This window comes from Rhizobium sp. LC145, assembly GCF_001005825.1.
Classification (GTDB): Bacteria; Pseudomonadota; Alphaproteobacteria; order Rhizobiales; family Rhizobiaceae; genus Neorhizobium.
On sequence record NZ_LBHV01000009.1, the window covers coordinates 152,210 to 168,883 of the forward strand.

At 61.8% G+C, this 16,674-nt stretch carries 18 protein-coding genes; 10 read left to right on the forward strand and 8 right to left on the reverse strand.

Features of this window, described 5'->3' with window-relative positions:
- Positions 1 to 232 precede the first annotated feature (232 nt).
- Positions 233 to 886 carry a TetR family transcriptional regulator gene (locus YH62_RS22695; protein WP_046796561.1) on the forward strand — a complete coding sequence of 218 codons (654 nt, stop codon included), beginning with the start codon at positions 233 to 235 and terminating at the stop codon, positions 884 to 886.
- Between the two features lie 31 nt (positions 887 to 917).
- Here YH62_RS22695 and YH62_RS22700 read toward each other — a convergent pair whose 3' ends face one another.
- The 8 genes from YH62_RS22700 to YH62_RS22735 form a co-directional block, all read right to left on the reverse strand.
- Complete coding sequence (locus tag YH62_RS22700) at positions 918 to 1,517, reverse strand: histidine phosphatase family protein (RefSeq protein ID WP_046796562.1); 600 nt, start codon at positions 1,515 to 1,517, stop codon at positions 918 to 920.
- On the reverse strand, positions 1,514 to 2,554 hold the full coding sequence (locus YH62_RS22705; protein ID WP_046796563.1) for an ABC transporter ATP-binding protein: 1,041 nt from the start codon (positions 2,552 to 2,554) through the stop codon (positions 1,514 to 1,516). Before YH62_RS22705 ends, YH62_RS22700 begins: the two co-directional genes overlap by 4 nt.
- A gap of 11 nt (positions 2,555 to 2,565) precedes the next feature.
- Positions 2,566 to 4,299 carry an iron ABC transporter permease gene (locus YH62_RS22710; RefSeq protein WP_046796564.1) on the reverse strand — a complete coding sequence of 578 codons (1,734 nt, stop codon included), beginning with the start codon at positions 4,297 to 4,299 and terminating at the stop codon, positions 2,566 to 2,568.
- A gap of 52 nt (positions 4,300 to 4,351) precedes the next feature.
- Positions 4,352 to 5,464, reverse strand: a complete 1,113-nt coding sequence (locus tag YH62_RS22715; RefSeq protein WP_046796565.1) for an ABC transporter substrate-binding protein — start codon at positions 5,462 to 5,464, stop codon at positions 4,352 to 4,354.
- Positions 5,465 to 5,545: 81 nt separating this feature from the next.
- Positions 5,546 to 6,403 (reverse strand): MurR/RpiR family transcriptional regulator, encoded by an 858-nt coding sequence (locus YH62_RS22720; RefSeq protein ID WP_046796566.1) that lies wholly within the window; start codon positions 6,401 to 6,403, stop codon positions 5,546 to 5,548.
- Positions 6,404 to 6,486: 83 nt separating this feature from the next.
- The gene (locus YH62_RS22725) at positions 6,487 to 7,284 is read right to left on the reverse strand and encodes a DUF3313 domain-containing protein (protein WP_245282164.1); all 798 of its coding nucleotides are present in this window, start codon (positions 7,282 to 7,284) and stop codon (positions 6,487 to 6,489) included.
- Positions 7,285 to 7,501: 217 nt separating this feature from the next.
- A complete protein-coding gene (locus tag YH62_RS22730) occupies positions 7,502 to 8,839 on the reverse strand; it encodes a HAMP domain-containing sensor histidine kinase (RefSeq protein WP_046796567.1) in 1,338 nt (445 codons plus the stop codon).
- Positions 8,839 to 9,510, reverse strand: a complete 672-nt coding sequence (locus YH62_RS22735) for a response regulator transcription factor (protein ID WP_046796568.1) — start codon at positions 9,508 to 9,510, stop codon at positions 8,839 to 8,841. The genes YH62_RS22730 and YH62_RS22735 overlap by 1 nt, the downstream gene beginning before the upstream one ends.
- Positions 9,511 to 9,700: 190 nt before the next feature.
- On the opposite strand from YH62_RS22735, the gene YH62_RS31050 reads away from it, so the two are divergent.
- The 9 genes from YH62_RS31050 (at position 9,701) to arsK (ending at position 16,616) form a co-directional block, all read left to right on the forward strand.
- A complete protein-coding gene (locus tag YH62_RS31050; RefSeq protein ID WP_280950076.1) occupies positions 9,701 to 9,823 on the forward strand; it encodes a hypothetical protein in 123 nt (40 codons plus the stop codon).
- 171 nt (positions 9,824 to 9,994) lie between these two features.
- Complete coding sequence (locus tag YH62_RS22740; protein WP_046796647.1) at positions 9,995 to 11,467, forward strand: nucleobase:cation symporter-2 family protein; 1,473 nt, start codon at positions 9,995 to 9,997, stop codon at positions 11,465 to 11,467.
- Positions 11,468 to 11,486: 19 nt separating this feature from the next.
- Positions 11,487 to 12,092, forward strand: coding sequence for a nucleoside deaminase (locus YH62_RS22745; protein WP_137326685.1), 606 nt, complete (start codon positions 11,487 to 11,489; stop codon positions 12,090 to 12,092).
- Between the two features lie 171 nt (positions 12,093 to 12,263).
- Complete coding sequence (locus YH62_RS22750) at positions 12,264 to 12,626, forward strand: metalloregulator ArsR/SmtB family transcription factor (RefSeq protein WP_046796570.1); 363 nt, start codon at positions 12,264 to 12,266, stop codon at positions 12,624 to 12,626.
- Entirely contained in the window at positions 12,619 to 13,161 is a 543-nt protein-coding gene (locus YH62_RS22755; RefSeq protein WP_046796571.1) for an arsenate reductase ArsC, read from the forward strand. Before YH62_RS22750 ends, YH62_RS22755 begins: the two co-directional genes overlap by 8 nt.
- A gap of 8 nt (positions 13,162 to 13,169) precedes the next feature.
- Entirely contained in the window at positions 13,170 to 13,592 is a 423-nt protein-coding gene (gene arsC, locus YH62_RS22760; protein ID WP_046796572.1) for an arsenate reductase (glutaredoxin), read from the forward strand.
- A gap of 9 nt (positions 13,593 to 13,601) precedes the next feature.
- Positions 13,602 to 14,657 (forward strand): ACR3 family arsenite efflux transporter, encoded by a 1,056-nt coding sequence (gene arsB / locus YH62_RS22765; protein WP_046796573.1) that lies wholly within the window; start codon positions 13,602 to 13,604, stop codon positions 14,655 to 14,657.
- Positions 14,657 to 15,367: an arsenical resistance protein ArsH gene (gene arsH, locus YH62_RS22770; RefSeq protein WP_046796574.1), complete on the forward strand. Its 711-nt coding sequence runs from the start codon at positions 14,657 to 14,659 to the stop codon at positions 15,365 to 15,367. The genes arsB and arsH overlap by 1 nt, the downstream gene beginning before the upstream one ends.
- Positions 15,368 to 15,380: 13 nt before the next feature.
- Positions 15,381 to 16,616, forward strand: a complete 1,236-nt coding sequence (gene arsK / locus YH62_RS22775) for an arsenite efflux MFS transporter ArsK (protein WP_245282158.1) — start codon at positions 15,381 to 15,383, stop codon at positions 16,614 to 16,616.
- The last annotated feature ends 58 nt before the right edge of the window (positions 16,617 to 16,674 follow it).

Here is a 16,674-nt window from a genome sequence, read left to right on the forward strand (position 1 = left end):
TGACCTACCTTGACAAGATGCCCTCCGTCACCGGTCGCCTCCTCAGGAACCGGCTGACATCTCATCAAAATGTACGAACTAGTGAGTATGTCAAGCGGCATCTATTGAAAGCTATCGGTAAGCCCGCTATGACTTTGGAAAAGATGCAGAAAATAAAGAGTGAGCAGATTCAGGCTCGCCGGCATCTCTCGACCGAAGGCAGGCGACAGGCAAAACGAAAGCGGCGTTGAGGATGGCGGCGAAGCGCGAGAACGGCAGAAAAAACGATCCGCAACGCACCCAGGAGGACATTCTGGACGTCGCTACGGAGGAGTTCGCCACGCACGGCCTGGCCGGCGGGCGGGTCGATGCGATCGCCGAAAAGACCCGTACCTCCAAACGGATGATCTATTATTATTTCGGGAGCAAGGAAGGGCTCTACCTCGCCGTCCTCGAGCGTTCCTACCGCAAGATCCGCACGCTGGAAGCCGATCTCGAGCTCGCCAACCTGCCGCCGGAAGAGGCGCTCCGGACGCTGATCTCGACGACTTTCGACCATGACGAGGCCAATCCCGAATTCGTGCGCCTCGTCAGCATCGAGAATATCCACCATGCGGCGCATATGCTGCGCTCGGAAGCGATCCGTGACCTGAACGTCTCTGTGATCGAGATGATCGAAGCCATCATCCGGCGAGGCGTGGCCGAAGGCACGTTCTTGCGGGACGCCGATCCCGTCGACATTCATATGCTGATCAGCGCCTTCTGCTTTTTCCGGGTGTCGAACAGGTATACGTTCGGGACGATCTTCCGCCGCGATCTTTCCGCTCCGGAATTCTACGATCGCCACAAAAAATTGATCTCTGACGCGGTGATCAGCTACCTCACCGCCCCGGAGCCAGATCGCTGAACACAGCGTCTTTTATCATGCCAGGTCGGGCTCAGTCCGGTGCGTCGAGCAGCGGCGCGAATGTGGTGGCGTTGAAGACTTCGAGCCTCGCGTCGTCCTTCGGGAAAGCGAGGATCGTGAGGCTTGCGGGGCCGGCCGGGATGATGCGGGCCGGCGGGAGCCCGAGCGCGCCGTCGAGCGCGGCGCGTATCACGCCACCATGGCAGACGAGCAAGACGGTCTCTTCCTTCGCTTCGATCGCGCGCTTCATTGCGCGCCCGACACGGGCGCGGAAATCGGCCCAGATTTCCCCGTTTTCCGGGGCGAAGGTTCCGGCCCGCCAGCCTGCATAGTCGTCCGGTGTCTCCGCCAGCAAGTGTGCGATCTTAGCGCCCGTCCACGCTCCGACATTCTGCTCGCGCAGCAGGGGTTCCCTGATCGCATCCGGATAGCCGAGCAATGCAGCGGTCCTTGCCGCGCGGTTCAGGTCGGATGTGAGAACGAGGTCGGGATTGTAGGTCGCGATCATCGGGCCCAGCGCGCAGGCCTGTTGCTCGCCCCGTTGCGAAAGTCCGATATCGGCCTGGCCTTGCAGGCGGCGGACAGCGTTCCATTCGCTTTCGCCGTGTCGCACCAATAGAATGCGTTTCATGAAATACGGTTTCCTTCCCTATCGAAAATCGCCGCCGGCGCGGCTGGCAGGCGAAAGTGCAGCTCCGGCGGAATTCGGTTCGCGTCGTCCGAAATCGCGGTGATCCGGATGCCGTCGGCGATGCCGGTCACCAGGCGGCGGCCGGCCATGGGCACGATTTCGGCAAGTGTAAGGGTCAGCGTGCGCGGGTCTGGCTTATCGACCAGATAGATCGTCTCGGGGCGCACCATGGCGTGTCCCGTGACATTGGGCAGGCCCGGGTCGGGCATGGTGCCGAACCATTTGCCGTCGGCTATCGGAATGAGATTGGCCGGCGGCGTGCCGACGAAGCCGGCGACGAAAGCCGAAGACGGGTCTGCAAGCAGGCGTTCGGGCGCATCGAACTGTTCGATCCGCCCTCGGTTCATCACCGCCACATGCGTCGCCATCGTCATCGCCTCGACCTGATCATGCGTGACGTAGACGGAGGTGGCGCCGCTTGCGGCATGGACCTTCAGGAGCTCCAGCCGCATCTCGACGCGCAGCGTGGCGTCGAGATTGGATAGCGGTTCATCAAAGAGCATGATCCTCGGCCGGGGAGCGATCATGCGGGCCAGCGCCACGCGCTGCTGCTGGCCGCCGGAGATCTCGCCGGGATAGCGGTCGGCGAATTGCGAAATGCCGAGCATTTCCATGGCGGCCGTGATCCGGCTTCGTCGTTCCTCAGGGGGAATTTTTGCCACCTTGAGGGGCCATTCGATATTGCCGGCCACCGTCATGTGCGGCCAGAGGGCATAGGACTGGAAGACGAGGCCGGCATTGCGTCTGGCGGGCGGAAGGGCGAAGCCGGATTGACCGTCGGCCACGAGGGTGTCGCCGAAGCGGATTTGTCCGCCGGTCGGCTGGTCGAGCCCCGCCAGCATGCGCAGCATGGTGCTTTTGCCGCAGCCGGACGGGCCGAGCAGCACCAGGAAGGCGCCCTCCGGCACCGAGAAGCTGACGTCGTCGACGGCATTGGTGCCTGCGAATGATTTGAAGACCTGGTTGAGCGAAATCACGGGGCGGAGCCTCAGGCAAAGTTCTGACGCCGGCGGCCGTGCAGCAGCGTGGCGGCGCCGGTGGCCAGCATGGAGATGACGAGAATGACGAGTGTGACCGCGTTGGCGAACTGGTGAAAGCCGTCCGAGGCATAGCTGTAGGATAGGACCGCCAGCATCGGTGACGTCGGTGTATAGAGCAGGATGGTGATCGCCAGGTCGCCGATGACATTGACGAAGGAGATCAGCAGGCCGGCCGCAAGCCCGCGGATGGCAAGCGGCAGGGTGATCGCTCCCAGTCGGCGGAAGAACCCCGCGCCGGTCATGCGGGCGGCCTCGTCGATGTCGCCGGAGATCTGTGCCACGGTTGCCCGCCCGGTCTGCACCGCGAAAGGCAGCATGGCGGCGGTCAGTGCGAGCGCGAGCAGCAGCTTCGTGCCATAGAGCGCCGGCAGCGGGCCGATCGGGGCGCCGTAGAGAGCTATGTAGGCGGCGGCGAAGGCGATGCCGGGCAAAAGCATTGGCAGAAAGCTCATCTGAGACACCAGATTGCTCAGCACCGGCACTTTCTGGCGGGTGAGCGCGACCGCGATGAGAATGCCGAGAAGATTAGCGGCGACAGCTACGATCGCTCCGAGCATCACCGTCGTCGTGAGCGCGGAGATCAGTTGCGGGTTGTGGAAAATCCCGGGCTGGCCGCGGGCGAAAGCGGGATCGGAGTGGCCGATCCAGTAATGCAGTGACCAGCCCGAGAAGAGCGACAACGATGACGGAGCAAGGCTTGCGGCAAGCAGAAGCAGGATTGGCAGGATGGTGGTGAGGATGCAGATGGCCCATGCAAGTATCGCCAACGGCAGCCTTGCGCCGCCAAGGGAGAAGCGGCGCGGCCTGGCCCCCTTGCCGCTGATGGTGGCGAAGCTGCGCCGGCTGTTCAGGATCCGGTTGCCAAATCCCAGAAAAACCGCGGAGATTGTGATCAGCAGGATGGCGAGCACGTAGCCACGTTCCGTCTGGCCGATCTCGATCATGCCGAACAGACGGGTCGATAGGGTCTGCATGCGAACGGGCAGACCGAGCAGGGCAGGGGCCGCGAAGTTCGACACTGCGCCTGCGAAAGCGAGCGAGCCGCCCGCGATGATGGCCGGGGCGACCACCGGCAGGACGATGCCCAGCAGGATGCGCTTGCGCGAGGCTCCGGTCATCTGCGCCGCCTCGACGAGATCGCCGTTGACCGTGGCGAGCGCTGCGGCGATGACGGTGAAGGCAAGCGCATAGTAGTGGGCGATGAGTACGATGATCGTCGGCACCATGCCCCAGGAAAGCCAGTCGGGTACGCTGAAACCGAGACCTTCGAGCAGCCCGCCCCCGCCACCGACACGGCCGTTGCGGAAGACGCTGCCCCAGGCGAGCGCGGTCGCGAAACTCGGGATCATGAATGGAAGGGTGGCCATGAAGGCGACGGCTGGTCGGCCGGGAATATCGGTCATCACCACCAGCCAGGCGAGGAAGCCGCCAAGCAGCACGCAACCGGCGGCAACTCCCAGCCCGATGATCATGGTATTGGCGGTCGGGCGCCAGAACAGGTTTTGGGAAAGGCGGCCCGTAAGCACATCCATCCATGCTGCGGCACCGGATGCAGGCTGCAGGGTCTGGATGAGGATCGTGACGAGAGGAGCGGCCACCAAAGCGATGAGGATCACGGCCATGGCGATGGTCAGGCCGTGACGTGCGAGGGGCGAGCCCAGGCGGCGAAGCGGGATTGTCATGCGGAGCTCCGGAGGAAACGGACGCTTGCGCGCCCGCTCCGCCTATCAGGATTTACTGCAGCGCGAGGATGAAGTCGGCGACTTCGGCACGGATCTTTGCCGTCTTGGCGGGGTCGATCTGCCAGCCTTTGAAGTCGGCGAGCGGAACGGCATCGGGATGCGGGGCAATATCCGTGCGGGTCGGCCAGTCGCCGGCGACATAGAAGGGCTTGAAGCCGTCTCCGCCGGTTTCGCTCTCGTCTCCCATCATGAAGTCGATGGCGAGCCGTGCGGCGGCCGGATTGGCTGCCTTCGGATTGAGCGCGAGGAAGGCCGGGAAGACGATGCCGTTGGAAGGCTCCACGTCGTTTGCAACCTGCAGCGCCCAGCCTTCGTCCTCGTTGTCGCGACGGTCGGAATAGCTGGTGAAGCCGATCGGCGGGTTCTGCTGGCCTTTGGCACCGATCGCCTTGTTGACGTCGTCGGTGGAGCCGACGAGCACCAGATCGTTGGCGAACAGGTCGGCAATGAACTGCTCTCCGGCGTTTTCGACGCCGGCGCCAAGCTTGATCGGCTTGCCGAACGTGGCTTCGTACGCCTTGGCCATGTCGTCCGACTTCAGCACGAGCTCCGTCATGAGATCGAGATAGTCGCCACGCTGCAGCGGATCGACCATGATCACGCGGCCCTTCCATGCGGGCGTCGTGAGAGCCCAGATGTTCTTGACCGGCGAGCCGTCCGGATGTGCTTCCTCGTTATACATCAGCACCTTGGTGGAGAGGCGTTGGGCCAGAAGCGGGGATTTGAAGTGTTCGGGCAGGTCACCGGCGACGCGCGGCGGCACATAGGGTGCAACGAGGTCCTGGCTGAGCAGTTCGGTGAGCACGACCGGGGCATCGGAAATGTAAATGACGTCGGCGCCTGCCACGCCGGCGGCGGCCTCGCTCTTGATGCGGGCGATCTGCTCGGTCGACGACATGTCGAAGGTCACCATGTCGATGCCCGGATAGGCGGTTTCGAAGGCCTTCTCGACGCGGCCGATGCGGCTGGTGAAGGCATAGACCGTCACCTTGGCTTCCTTCTGCGCCTGAGGCAGCAATTCTGCGGTGGATTGGCTGTCGAGATCTTGGGCATGGGCTGTGGTCGCCAGCGCAAGCGCGCAGAGCGGTGCAAGTATCTTGTACATGGGCGTCTCCTCTTGGGTGGATATATAGCCCATGTATAGTTTTCTTGCTACATTTTTATGACGTGCAAGTTTACTTGCAAATCACCCCTCAAATTTTGTTATGAGCTCGCCAAGCCGATCGAGTTTGGCGAGCGCATCGGCTCCCTTGCGATCTGCGAGTGCGAGGATGACAGCGTTGCAAAGTGCCATCGGAACGGTCAGCGTCTGATAGCTGTCGCGGCTGCCGGCGCGCGGCGCGGACAGCAAGAGATCGGGCTTCGGCTGCAGCGAGGGGCCGATCGTTCCGGAAATGACCAGGGCCGGCGCCTTCATCTCCTGGGCTATTTCCATGACATGGGTGTAGTCCGGCGGCTGGCGGCGGAAGGCGAAGAGCAGCACACAATCCTTCGGCCCGACCGTCAGCATCTGCTCGGCAAGGTCGCGCCGGTTGCCGGTCAGCCGTTGTGTCGTGGTGCCGAGCCGGCGCAGCCGGCGTTCCATCAGCACCGCCAGCGTTTCCGCATTTCCATGCCCGTAGATGAGTACCCTGTCGCGGTCGAGCAGGGTAGCCGCCTTGATGATCTGGTCGTCCGTCACATGGTCGGAAACCGCGGCCAGGGCCGCGAGCTCCTGCTCGATCAAAAGGGGGAGGAAACCTTGCGATCGCGTATCGCTGAGGGTTGCCGAAATCCGACTGGCCGGAGCTGAATCGCGCAGGAATTCGTCGCGCAGGTGAGCGCGGAACTGCGCGTATGAGGTAAAGCCGAGCTTTCGCGACAGGCGCGATGTCGTGGCTTCATGTACGCCCAGCCTTGCGGCAAATTCGCTGGAGGTTCCGAGCGCGATCTCGCGCGGCGCCTTCAGGAGTTCGGAGATCAGCCGCTGTTCCGTTTCGGTCAGGCTGGCCGCGACTTCCTGAACACGCTCTACGAGTGCCTTGGTTCGCTGGGCGTATGACATAGGTGATGCGACCGGTTTCTGCTAAAAGACGGGCTAACCGGTCGCGCGGGGAAAATCAACTCGAGACGTTCTTTCTGTGGGCTTCAGTGCGTTACGGACGGCTTGGGTTTCTTCTCGGTCCATTGCGGCGGCGCGCCATACTTGCTGGCCACGGCTCCCACCAAGCCGGGCGATCGGCCGAATGCGTCACAGGCGGCGTATTTTGGCTTTCCGCCGAGCCAGGACTGCACCCGCTGCCGCGATGGAAGCGAGAGATCCAGATCCAGCCCTTTCGGCTCCTTGCCTGTGATCAGCATCTTCGAAAAGTCGCCGGCAAATTTCGTCGCCAGACCATAGGCGTCTCCCACCTCGGAAACGCGGGGACTGTTCTGGATCGAATTTGCGCCGCGAGCCCACACCATCGCAGCGCGCTGCGTGCCGCTGTTGTCGGCTGCCTCCGCCTCGACGGCAAGTCCGCCGAGGCCGTAAGGCAGACGAGGCACGCTGACGGGCAGGGCAAAACTGCTGCCCACGGTCACGACGGTTGCAACGCCCGCCATTGTCTTGTTCGTCGGAACGATATCCGTGACGACGGATCGGACGGTCAGATCGGCTGGCTGCCCGGCCGGCACCATTTGGTATCTGTCGCTCAGCGCGACGCAAAGTGCCCGGTCCAGCGCGTTGGACACCAATGAGCGATCGGCTTGCGACTTGATGCGGGACGCGGCGCTGAAGGAGAAGGTCGTCGGCACGATGCTGGCCGTCTTCACGGCGGCGAGACCTTGCCCATCGACGTAAAGCCGTTTCTTGGAGAATTTCCCCTTTGGAGCACCAAGATTGCTGTAGGAGGTAAGCGTTCCGCCCTCCTTCAAGGGCACCGAGGTGCATCCGCTTATCGCCATCGCCAGCGGCAGAGCCAGGCATAGACACAACGGCGAGGACTTTGCCGCGACAAGTCGCAGAAGTGATTTGTTGGATGGAATGCTGCGCACGCTCTGTCTCCATGAGGGATGATCCGCGGCGAAAGTGCGAATGAAGAATTGCGGCAACATTACAGGGGCACCCGAACAGAGATGGAAATCGCAGAAATGCTTAGAAGCCTGGTCATCAAACCGGCCATCAGAGCTCAATTGCCACCTGCGTTCCGGTCGAACCGCTTTTAAGACTGACTTGCCCTCGATGATTGGCGACGATCTGCTTTACAAGGCTCAGGCCGAGGCCGGCGCCCTTGCTTTTGGGCGTGACGCGATAGAAAGGCTCGAATACCAGCTCCTGGTGCTCAACCGGTATCCCCGGCCCTTCGTCTCTCACCGAAACCATCCCGGCCCGAGAGACCGAAACGGTGATCATTCCTTCGTTGCCGCCGTGATCGATGGCATTACGCACCAGATTGCCGATGGCGCTTTGCAGGGCGGGACGGTTGCCATTGCGTTCAAGGCTCTCCACGTCGCTTTGAAAGGCGATCTGGTATCCAGCGGCAATTGCCAGCGGCGCGAGATCCGCGACGATCATCCGTGCGATCTCGACGAGATCGACCGCCTCATGGAGATCGCTCGCCTGGTCGTTGCGCTCGAAATCGAGGAGCTGTTCTGCGGTTTCCGCCAAGCGTGCGACGTCGTCCAGCAAACGCCTGCGCTCCTGACCCTCGGGCATGCCGTCGATCCGCGTCTGCATGATCGCGATCGGCGTTCTCAGTTCATGCGCCGCATCGATCAAGAAGCGTTGGCGCTTCCTGAACTCATCCTCAAGCCGCCCGAGCGTTCCGTTGAACGCCACCACGAGCGGTGCGATTTCCTTGGGGATGCCGTCCACCGGCAGGCGCGCTTCCGGCCGGCGCGGTTCGATCTCCGACGCCTTTTGAGCGACATCACTCACCCTCGCCACCGCATGCCTCACGATAAGGAAGACGCTGAGGAAAATGGTAGGCACGGCGATTGCGACCAAAGGTATGTAGATCGGATAGCTCCTGGCGAGAAGCGCCAGAGCGGGCCAGCCTAAGTCGTTGAAGCCGCCAAACAGAATTCGGACTTCTCCGACCACCGTCTCCACGTTTTCGATCGACGCGATCTCAGTTGTGCTCTTTGATCCTCGTAGATCCGCATCCTGGAACAGGTGCGTCAGGTGTGCGATCTCGGTGTAGACTTGCGGGACGACGCCGTAGGAAACGGAAGTCCCGTCGGTTGTCGCTACGATATACCAAAGCCTGCGATGCTCCTGGTTGAGCGCCTTGAGTTCAGGTGTTTCGCGAAGCTGAAGCCTGCCTTGCGCATCAGGCTCCACCGCTCCCGCGATGACAGCGGTAATCGTATCTTCCCTGGCGACATTCGGTGAGACGACCGTGGTGGCCCAGATGCAAAGCCCGATGATGACTGCGACGACGACAGCGATAATGACCAGACTGAGCTGCCAGCTCAGTCTCCACCAAAGCGATGGATTTATTCTGTCCGCCAGGCGCATCACTCTTCCCTCAGGAGATATCCGACGCCCCGGATATTGTGGATCGCAACGCCGGCGCCGGCATCCTGCAGGCGTCTCCGCAGCCTGGAAATATGCGCGTCGAGTGCATTGGACTGAATTTCTTCCTCGTAATTGTAGACCGCCGCTTCGAGCGTCGACCGAAGAACGGTTTTGTCTTTTCTTTTGGCAAGTGCCGCGAGCACGAGGAGTTCGCGCCGGGGCAGGTCGAAGGGTGTGGAGGCGATTGCTACGTTCAGATGCAACGGGTCGATTACCATCCGCCCGACAGCGATGCTCGATTCCGCCAGACTGGACGGGCGTCTCAGCACGGCACGCACGCGCGCCATCAGCTCCTCCACCAGGAAGGGCTTGCCGAGATAATCGTCCGCGCCGACGTCCAGCCCTTCCACTCGCTCCAGTGGTTCGTTTCTCGCCGTCAGCACGATGATCGGTGTTTCGGTGCCTGCTCGCCTTACCTTCGGGATGAAGGTCAGTCCTTCGCCGTCGGGCAGGCGGCGATCCAGAAGGATCGCATCGTAATCGTTCTGACGCGTCAGCTCGAATGCGTCATCGAGATGCATCGTGTGGTCGGTGACGATCCCGTGCTTTTTCAACGCCGCCGACAGCGCGTTCGCCAATTCCGGCTCGTCCTCTATCAACAGAAGTCTCATCGTCCATCGCCCCTACGGTCCCGTCCTTGTCTGCCGCGAAGGTTGCGGCAGCATTACGGGGAAAGAAGGACCATCAGGTAATGCTGCCGCAATTGTTGAAGCCCAGGATCAGGACCTAGTAACGGGTTCGTCGGCCGTGGAATACGCGACCGCCTGAAACGGACCTCGGTGATCGGCTTAGGCAAGAAATATGAACCGTAAAACAGTCTTGCGCCTGCTGGGCGGCCTTCTCCTATCCTCGATCCTGCTGGTCGCGCTTTTGGGCGGGCCGGTGCTCATGCTGATTTTTCTGGCAGAGCGGTTTGCCATGTAGGGGCAAGGGGAGGGGTCGAGGGTCGATCTCTCTCCCTGCGTTGCTGGAGATGCCAGGAATCCCTGAAGGTGTTTCGCCTTTTTTTTGTAAGGCTTGCTCTTCTCGCTGCGATATCGTTCGCTTCCGCCTTGGAGGAAAGGCGGCGATCGCAAAGGTATGGAGGAGATTACCTTGGCAAACGCTGAAGAGCAAATGGCACAGGATGCGCGGCCGGAAGACGAAAAGCTCAGCATTGGAGCCAACTTAGCATATGGACTTCAACACGTTCTCACCATGTACGGCGGTATCGTCGCCGTACCTTTGATCCTGGGGCAGGCCGCGGGGCTGAATGCAGGTGAAGTGGGCCTGCTTATCACGGCCTCGCTTTTTGCCGGCGGGCTTGCCACGATTCTTCAAACCCTGGGACTGCCTTTCTTCGGATGTCGTCTGCCGCTCGTTCAGGGCGTCTCCTTTTCCGGCGTGGCGACCATGATCGCGATCTCGGGGAATGGCGGCATTCAATCCATTCTCGGCGCGGTTATCGCCGCTTCCCTGATCGGCTTGATCATCACACCGGTCTTTTCGCGGATCACGCGCTTCTTTCCGCCGCTCGTCACCGGCATCGTCGTGACGACGATCGGACTGACGCTCATGCCGGTCGCCGCATTCTGGGCGATGGGCGGCAACAAGAACTCGCCGGACTTCGGCAGCCCGGCCAATATCCAACTGGCTGCTGTGACATTGGTGATCGTATTGGTACTCAGCAAGCTCGGAAGTCCGTCGATATCGAGGCTTTCCATCTTGCTGGCGCTGGTGATCGGAACGGTCATCGCCTTTGTCGTCGGCATGGCCGACTTCTCGCAGGTGCCCGACGGTCCCTTCTTCGCCCTCCCGACGATTTTCCACTTCGGCTATCCGACTTTCGAGATCGCCGCCATCATTTCCATGTTCATCGTCATCATGGTGACGCTCGTGGAGACGTCGGCCGATATTCTCGCCGTCGGCGAGATCGTCGAGACGAAGGTGGATTCGCGGCGACTGGGTGATGGTCTTCGAGCCGATATGCTGTCGAGCATCATCGCGCCGGTGTTCGGCTCGTTCACGCAAAGCGCTTTTGCCCAGAATGTCGGGCTTGTCGCGGTGACCGGCGTCAAGAGCCGCTACGTGGTGGCAACTGGCGGGGTTTTCCTGGTCGCCCTCGGCCTCCTGCCGGTGATGGGCCGCATTGTCGCGGCGGTTCCAAGCGCCGTTCTCGGCGGCGCCGGCATCGTGCTGTTCGGCACGGTTGCCGCTAGCGGGATTCGCACCCTGTCGAAGGTGGATTACAACAACAACATGAACCTGGTCATCGTCGCCACTTCGATCGGCTTCGGCATGATCCCGATCGCCTCTCCGAGCTTCTATGAGCATTTCCCTGCCTGGGTGGCGACCATCTTCCATTCCGGAATCAGTTCCGCCGCGTTGATGGCGATCTGCCTCAACCTGCTGTTCAACCATTTCACCACCGGCAATTCGGATCAGCAATCGGTGTTCGTGGCGGCAAGCGAACGGACGATCCGCTATCAGGACATCGCGGTCCTTCACGACGGCGACTATTTCCTGAACGGCAAACTTTACAACGCCAAGGGTGTCGAAGTGCCGCTGATACCTTCCGAAGCGCATTAGCTCTCGAGGAATAATGGAAATGACTGAACAGGAAGAAACGAACGGTCTTCTGGACGCCCTGCTCACCACGATGGAAAAGGGCGTCATCCCCGCCACCGAAGTGGGCGTTGCGGCCGGCAACAAGGTCTTCGGCGCCGCGCTGCTCAGGAAGTCTGACCTTTCGACGGTGCTCGTCGAAACCAACAACGAAACAGAGAACCCGCTATGGCACGGCGAGGTGCATACCCTGAAGCGGTTCTATGAAATGGCGGAGGCTGAGCGGCCGGACACGCGCGACCTCATTTTTCTTTCGACCCACGAGCCCTGCTCGATGTGTCTTTCGGCGATTACATGGGCGGGCTTCGACAATTTCTATTATTTCTTCAGCCATGAAGATTCGCGCGACATGTTCTCCATTCCTCACGACCTGAAGATCCTCAAGGAGGTCTTCACGCTTGAGCCGGGCGGCTACAAGAGGAGGAACGCCTTTTGGAGAGCGCTCTCGATCCGCGAACTCATCGACGGCATGCCGGAGCCCCAGCGTGAGCAGCTGAAGGAACGCGCTGACGCGATCAGCCGCAAGTACGATCAGCTTTCACAAGTGTATCAGGCAAGCAAGGACGGCAACGCCATCCCTCTTAACTGACCCGCCGCTGACGGGGGCTCGCGTCATCGGGCACCCGGTTGCCTGTCGAGCCCCTGAATCTTCTGCGCGGCGGTTTCAAATAAAGCGACGACACCAGCCGAAAGGGGCTGGTGTCGTCGCTCGTCTTCCTATATTCATTATCTCAATGTCTGTTGAGATGTTGAGATAACCATGGACGAAAAACAAGCTCTCGACGCCTTCACCGCGCTCTCCCAGGAGACCCGGCTGCGGATAGTGCGTTTTCTGGTGGCAGCCGGTCCGCAGGGCTCCGCCGCCGGAGAAATCGGCCAGGCGATGGACGGGGCGTCCTCGTCGCGCATGTCCTTTCATTTAAGCCACCTGGAACAGGCCGGCCTCGTCATATCCCGCAGGGAGGGAAGGTCGATCATCTACAGCGCCGCTTATCCGGCGCTCTCCGGCTTGGTCGAATTTCTCATGCGCGACTGCTGCCAGGGCCACCCCGAGGTTTGCAATCCGGCCGTTGCCGCGCTGTCGTCCTGCTGCGAACCCGCGAAAGGCGCCAGTCATGCCTGATGCACATCAGCCCGACCGCATCTTCAATGTGCTCTTCCTCTGCACCGGCAATTCCGCCCGCTCGATCCTGGCCGAAAGCATTCTTGCCAAGGATGGCGCCGGCCGCTTCCGCGCCTTTTCGGCGGGTAGCCAGCCAAAGGGGGGCGTCAATCCCTTCGCGCTGAAGGTGCTGCAAAGCTTCGACTATCCGGCCAAGGGTTTCCGCTCCAAAAGCTGGGAGGAGTTCGCCAGTCCCGATGCGCCCGTCATGGATTTCGTGTTCACCGTCTGCGACAACGCCGCCGGCGAGGCCTGCCCGGTCTGGCCGGGGCAGCCGATGACGGCGCACTGGGGCATCGAGGATCCGGCCGCGGTGGAGGGGCCGGACATCCAGAAGGAAGCGGCCTTCGTCACCGCCTTCCGCTATCTCAAAAACCGCATCACCGCCTTCGCCGCACTCCCGGTCGAAAGCCTCGACAAGGTATCGCTTCGGGAAAAGCTCGTGGATATCGGTCGGTCGGAAGGTGCTTCTTCACCCAAAAACAGCGCTGCGTGAGGTGCATCATGGACGTTATCATCTATCACAATCCCGATTGCGGAACCTCGCGAAACACGCTGGCGATGATCCGTAATGCCGGCATCGAGCCGCATGTCGTCGAATATCTGAAGACGCCGCCGTCGCGGGCGATGCTGGTGCAGCTCATCGAGCGCATGGGCATCGCCCCCCATGCGCTGCTGCGCGAGAAGGGCACGCCCTATGCGGAGCTCGGGCTTGGCGATCCGGGCCTGACCGACGACCAGCTTCTCGACGCGATGATGGCGCATCCGATCCTGATCAATCGCCCGATCGTCGTCAGCCCGAAGGGCGTGAAACTCTGCCGGCCCTCCGAGGAAGTGCTCGACCTGCTGCCTGCCCAGCGCGGCGCGTTCATCAAGGAGGATGGCGAGCGCGTCTTGGACGAGCAGGGCCATCGCGTGACGGAATGAGGGCGAACCATGTCCAGTTTTGAACGCTATCTCACCCTGTGGGTCGGGCTCTGCATCGTCGTCGGCATCGCCCTCGGCCATGTCATGCCCGGCGTGTTTCAGGTGATCGGCGCGGCCGAGATCGCCAGGGTCAACCTGCCCGTTGCGCTGCTGATCTGGCTGATGGTCATTCCCATGCTGCTGAAGATCGACTTCGCCGCACTCGGCGAGGTCGGCCGCCATTGGCGCGGCATCGGCGTGACGCTGTTCGTCAACTGGGCAGTGAAGCCCTTCTCCATGGCTCTGCTCGGTTGGCTGTTCATCGGCTGGCTGTTTCGGCCGCACCTGCCCGCCGACCAGATCGACAGCTATATCGCGGGTCTCATCATCCTCGCAGCCGCACCCTGCACGGCGATGGTGTTCGTCTGGTCGAACCTGACGAAAGGCGAGCCGCATTTCACCTTGAGCCAGGTTGCCCTCAACGACGCCATCATGGTGGTGGCCTTTGCCCCGATCGTCGGTCTTCTGCTCGGCCTGTCGGCGATCACCGTGCCATGGGATACGCTCATCCTGTCGGTCGTGCTCTACATCGTGATCCCGGTGATCGTCGCGCAGCTTGTCCGTCGCTCGATACTTGCTGCCGGAGGACAATCCGCGCTCGACCGGGTTCTGGCAAGGCTCGGTCCTGCCTCGCTCGCCGCCCTTTTGGCGACGCTGGTATTGCTGTTCGGCTTCCAGGGCGAGCAGATCATAGCCCAGCCGCTGGTCATCGGGCTGCTTGCCGTGCCGATCCTGATCCAGGTCTATTTCAACTCGGGTCTTGCCTATCTGCTCAACCGGCTCACCGGCGAGCAGCATTGCGTGGCCGGCCCATCGGCCCTCATCGGCGCATCGAACTTCTTCGAGCTGGCTGTTGCGGCCGCAATCAGCCTCTTCGGCTTCCACTCCGGCGCGGCACTCGCGACCGTCGTCGGCGTGCTGATCGAAGTGCCGGTGATGCTTTCGGTCGTCTGGATCGTCAACCGTTCGAAGGGTTGGTACGAACGTGGCGGCAAGACGGCAGCCGTCGCCGAGGCGAACCGCTGATGCCGTGTGATCTGCCCAATGTCGATGACAAGAGCCTCGACGCGCCGTCTCTTGAACGGCTGCGCGCAGCCCCCTCAAGTCATCCGCCTCGCATCCTGTTGCTCTATGGCTCGTTACGTGAGCGCTCCTATAGCCGGTTTCTCACGCTGGAGGCCGAGCGCCTGCTGAAACATTTCGGCGCGGAGACCCGTGTGTTCGATCCGCATGATCTTCCCTTGCCCGACGGTGCCGGGGTCGATCATCCGAAGGTGCGGGAACTTCGCGAATTGTCGCTCTGGTCGGAAGGTCAGGTCTGGACCAGTCCTGAACGACACGGTGCGATGAGCGCGGTAATGAAGGCGCAGATCGACTGGATTCCGCTCTCCGTGGGAGCGATCCGGCCCACACAGGGCCGTACGCTTGCCGTCATGCAGGTGTCGGGCGGTTCACAGAGCTTCAACGCCGTCAACCAGATGCGTGTGCTGGGCCGCTGGATGCGGATGGTGACGATCCCCAACCAGTCGTCGGTCGCCAAGGCATATCAGGAGTTTGACGAGGAAGGCCGCATGAAGCCGTCCTCCTACTACGATCGGGTGGTCGATGTTATGGAGGAATTGATCAAGTTCACGCTGTTGACGCGCGACATCTCAGGCTATCTCACCGACCGTTACAGCGAGCGCAAGGAAGCGGCGGCGAAGCTGGCGTCAGACATCGGGCTGAGGGCCATCTGACATGCGGTCCTGGATGGATGTCGCTTTACTCGGCCTGACGCAGATCATCGGCTATGGAACGCTCTACTACAGTTTCTCCATTCTCGCGCCTTCCATGGCGCGGGATCTCGGCTGGTCTGGCGAATGGATCTACGCGGCGCTGTCGGCGGCATTGCTGACGGGCGGACTGGCGGCGCCCTTGGCGGGACGGTGGATCGATCGCTTCGGTGCCGGTCGCATCATGGCGATCGGCTCGGTGGCGGCGGCGCTGGCTCTTGCGGCTTGCGCGCTCGCTCCCTCGGGGCTCGCCTTCGTACCCGCCTTGCTCGCGATAGAAATCGCCTCGACGCTCGTGCAATACAGCGCGGCCTTTCCGCTGCTGGTCCAGCGCCATCCCCGGACCGCGCAGCGCAGCATCGTCTATCTGACGCTGATCGCCGGTTTCGCCTCGACTATTTTCTGGCCGCTTACGACCTGGCTCCATGGTTTTCTGACCTGGCAGCAGGTTTATCTCGTCTTCGCCCTGCTGCACGTGGTCTTATGCTTCCCGATCCATATGTGGATGTCGCGCCGAACCACCATCAGGCAAGCTGAGGCGGCCGATGTCGAGGCGACTCATCCCCATTCACCCCTTCAGGGAACCCTCTCACCAGAGGTTCGCGGCAAGGGTTTCCTGTTCATGGCCGTCGCCTTCGCGCTCCAGAGCTTCATCAGTTCGGCGGTTCTCGTCCACATGCTGCCGATGCTTTCAGCGCTCGGCCTCGGCCTGGCTGGCGTTGCCGTGGGCGCATTGTTCGGACCCTCGCAGGTGGCCAGCCGCTTCATCAACATGATCTTCGGAGCCGGGCTGTCGCAACTCTCGCTCGCCATCATCTCGGCCGGGCTGCTGCCGGTCGCGCTCATTCTTCTGCTTGCCACGGCGCCGTCCTTTGCCGGTGCGATCCTGTTTGCCGTCCTGTTCGGCATGGGCAATGGCCTTTACAGCATCGTCGGCGGTACGCTGCCCCTGGTTTTGTTCGGTGCGCAGGGATATGGCGCGCGCCAAGGCCAGATCACCTCGGTGCGCCTGATCGTCGGATCGGTCGCACCGTTTGCCTTCGCGCTGATGATGCAGCATGCGGAGGCGACATGGACCCTGCTGTCTACCGGCATCCTCGGGGCAGGGGCCGTGCTGGCGCTTCTGGCGATCAGAAGGCTTGCGCATCATGACGCGAAGACTGGCGCGACAAACAAGCCGATTGCGCTGAGCGAGCACAGAACCGAAGCCTGATTTTTTCATCGAACCCTACGAGGTGGGGAAATCCCCATGCCGCCTGCCGCTCTGGCAA

Coding starts and splice junctions, on each gene's coding strand:
- YH62_RS22695 (WP_046796561.1), top strand. CDS start 233: ATGGCGGCGAAGCGCGAGAACGGCAGAAAAAACGATCCGCAACGCACC.
- YH62_RS22700 (WP_046796562.1), bottom strand. CDS start 1,517: ATGAAACGCATTCTATTGGTGCGACACGGCGAAAGCGAATGGAACGCT.
- YH62_RS22710 (WP_046796564.1), bottom strand. CDS start 4,299: ATGACAATCCCGCTTCGCCGCCTGGGCTCGCCCCTCGCACGTCACGGC.
- YH62_RS22715 (WP_046796565.1), bottom strand. CDS start 5,464: ATGTACAAGATACTTGCACCGCTCTGCGCGCTTGCGCTGGCGACCACA.
- YH62_RS22720 (WP_046796566.1), bottom strand. CDS start 6,403: ATGTCATACGCCCAGCGAACCAAGGCACTCGTAGAGCGTGTTCAGGAA.
- YH62_RS22725 (WP_245282164.1), bottom strand. CDS start 7,284: ATGGCGATAAGCGGATGCACCTCGGTGCCCTTGAAGGAGGGCGGAACG.
- YH62_RS22730 (WP_046796567.1), bottom strand. CDS start 8,839: ATGCGCCTGGCGGACAGAATAAATCCATCGCTTTGGTGGAGACTGAGC.
- YH62_RS22735 (WP_046796568.1), bottom strand. CDS start 9,510: ATGAGACTTCTGTTGATAGAGGACGAGCCGGAATTGGCGAACGCGCTG.
- YH62_RS31050 (WP_280950076.1), top strand. CDS start 9,701: ATGAACCGTAAAACAGTCTTGCGCCTGCTGGGCGGCCTTCTCCTATCC.
- YH62_RS22745 (WP_137326685.1), top strand. CDS start 11,487: ATGACTGAACAGGAAGAAACGAACGGTCTTCTGGACGCCCTGCTCACC.
- YH62_RS22750 (WP_046796570.1), top strand. CDS start 12,264: ATGGACGAAAAACAAGCTCTCGACGCCTTCACCGCGCTCTCCCAGGAG.
- YH62_RS22755 (WP_046796571.1), top strand. CDS start 12,619: ATGCCTGATGCACATCAGCCCGACCGCATCTTCAATGTGCTCTTCCTC.
- arsC (WP_046796572.1), top strand. CDS start 13,170: ATGGACGTTATCATCTATCACAATCCCGATTGCGGAACCTCGCGAAAC.
- arsB (WP_046796573.1), top strand. CDS start 13,602: ATGTCCAGTTTTGAACGCTATCTCACCCTGTGGGTCGGGCTCTGCATC.
- arsH (WP_046796574.1), top strand. CDS start 14,657: ATGCCGTGTGATCTGCCCAATGTCGATGACAAGAGCCTCGACGCGCCG.
- arsK (WP_245282158.1), top strand. CDS start 15,381: ATGGATGTCGCTTTACTCGGCCTGACGCAGATCATCGGCTATGGAACG.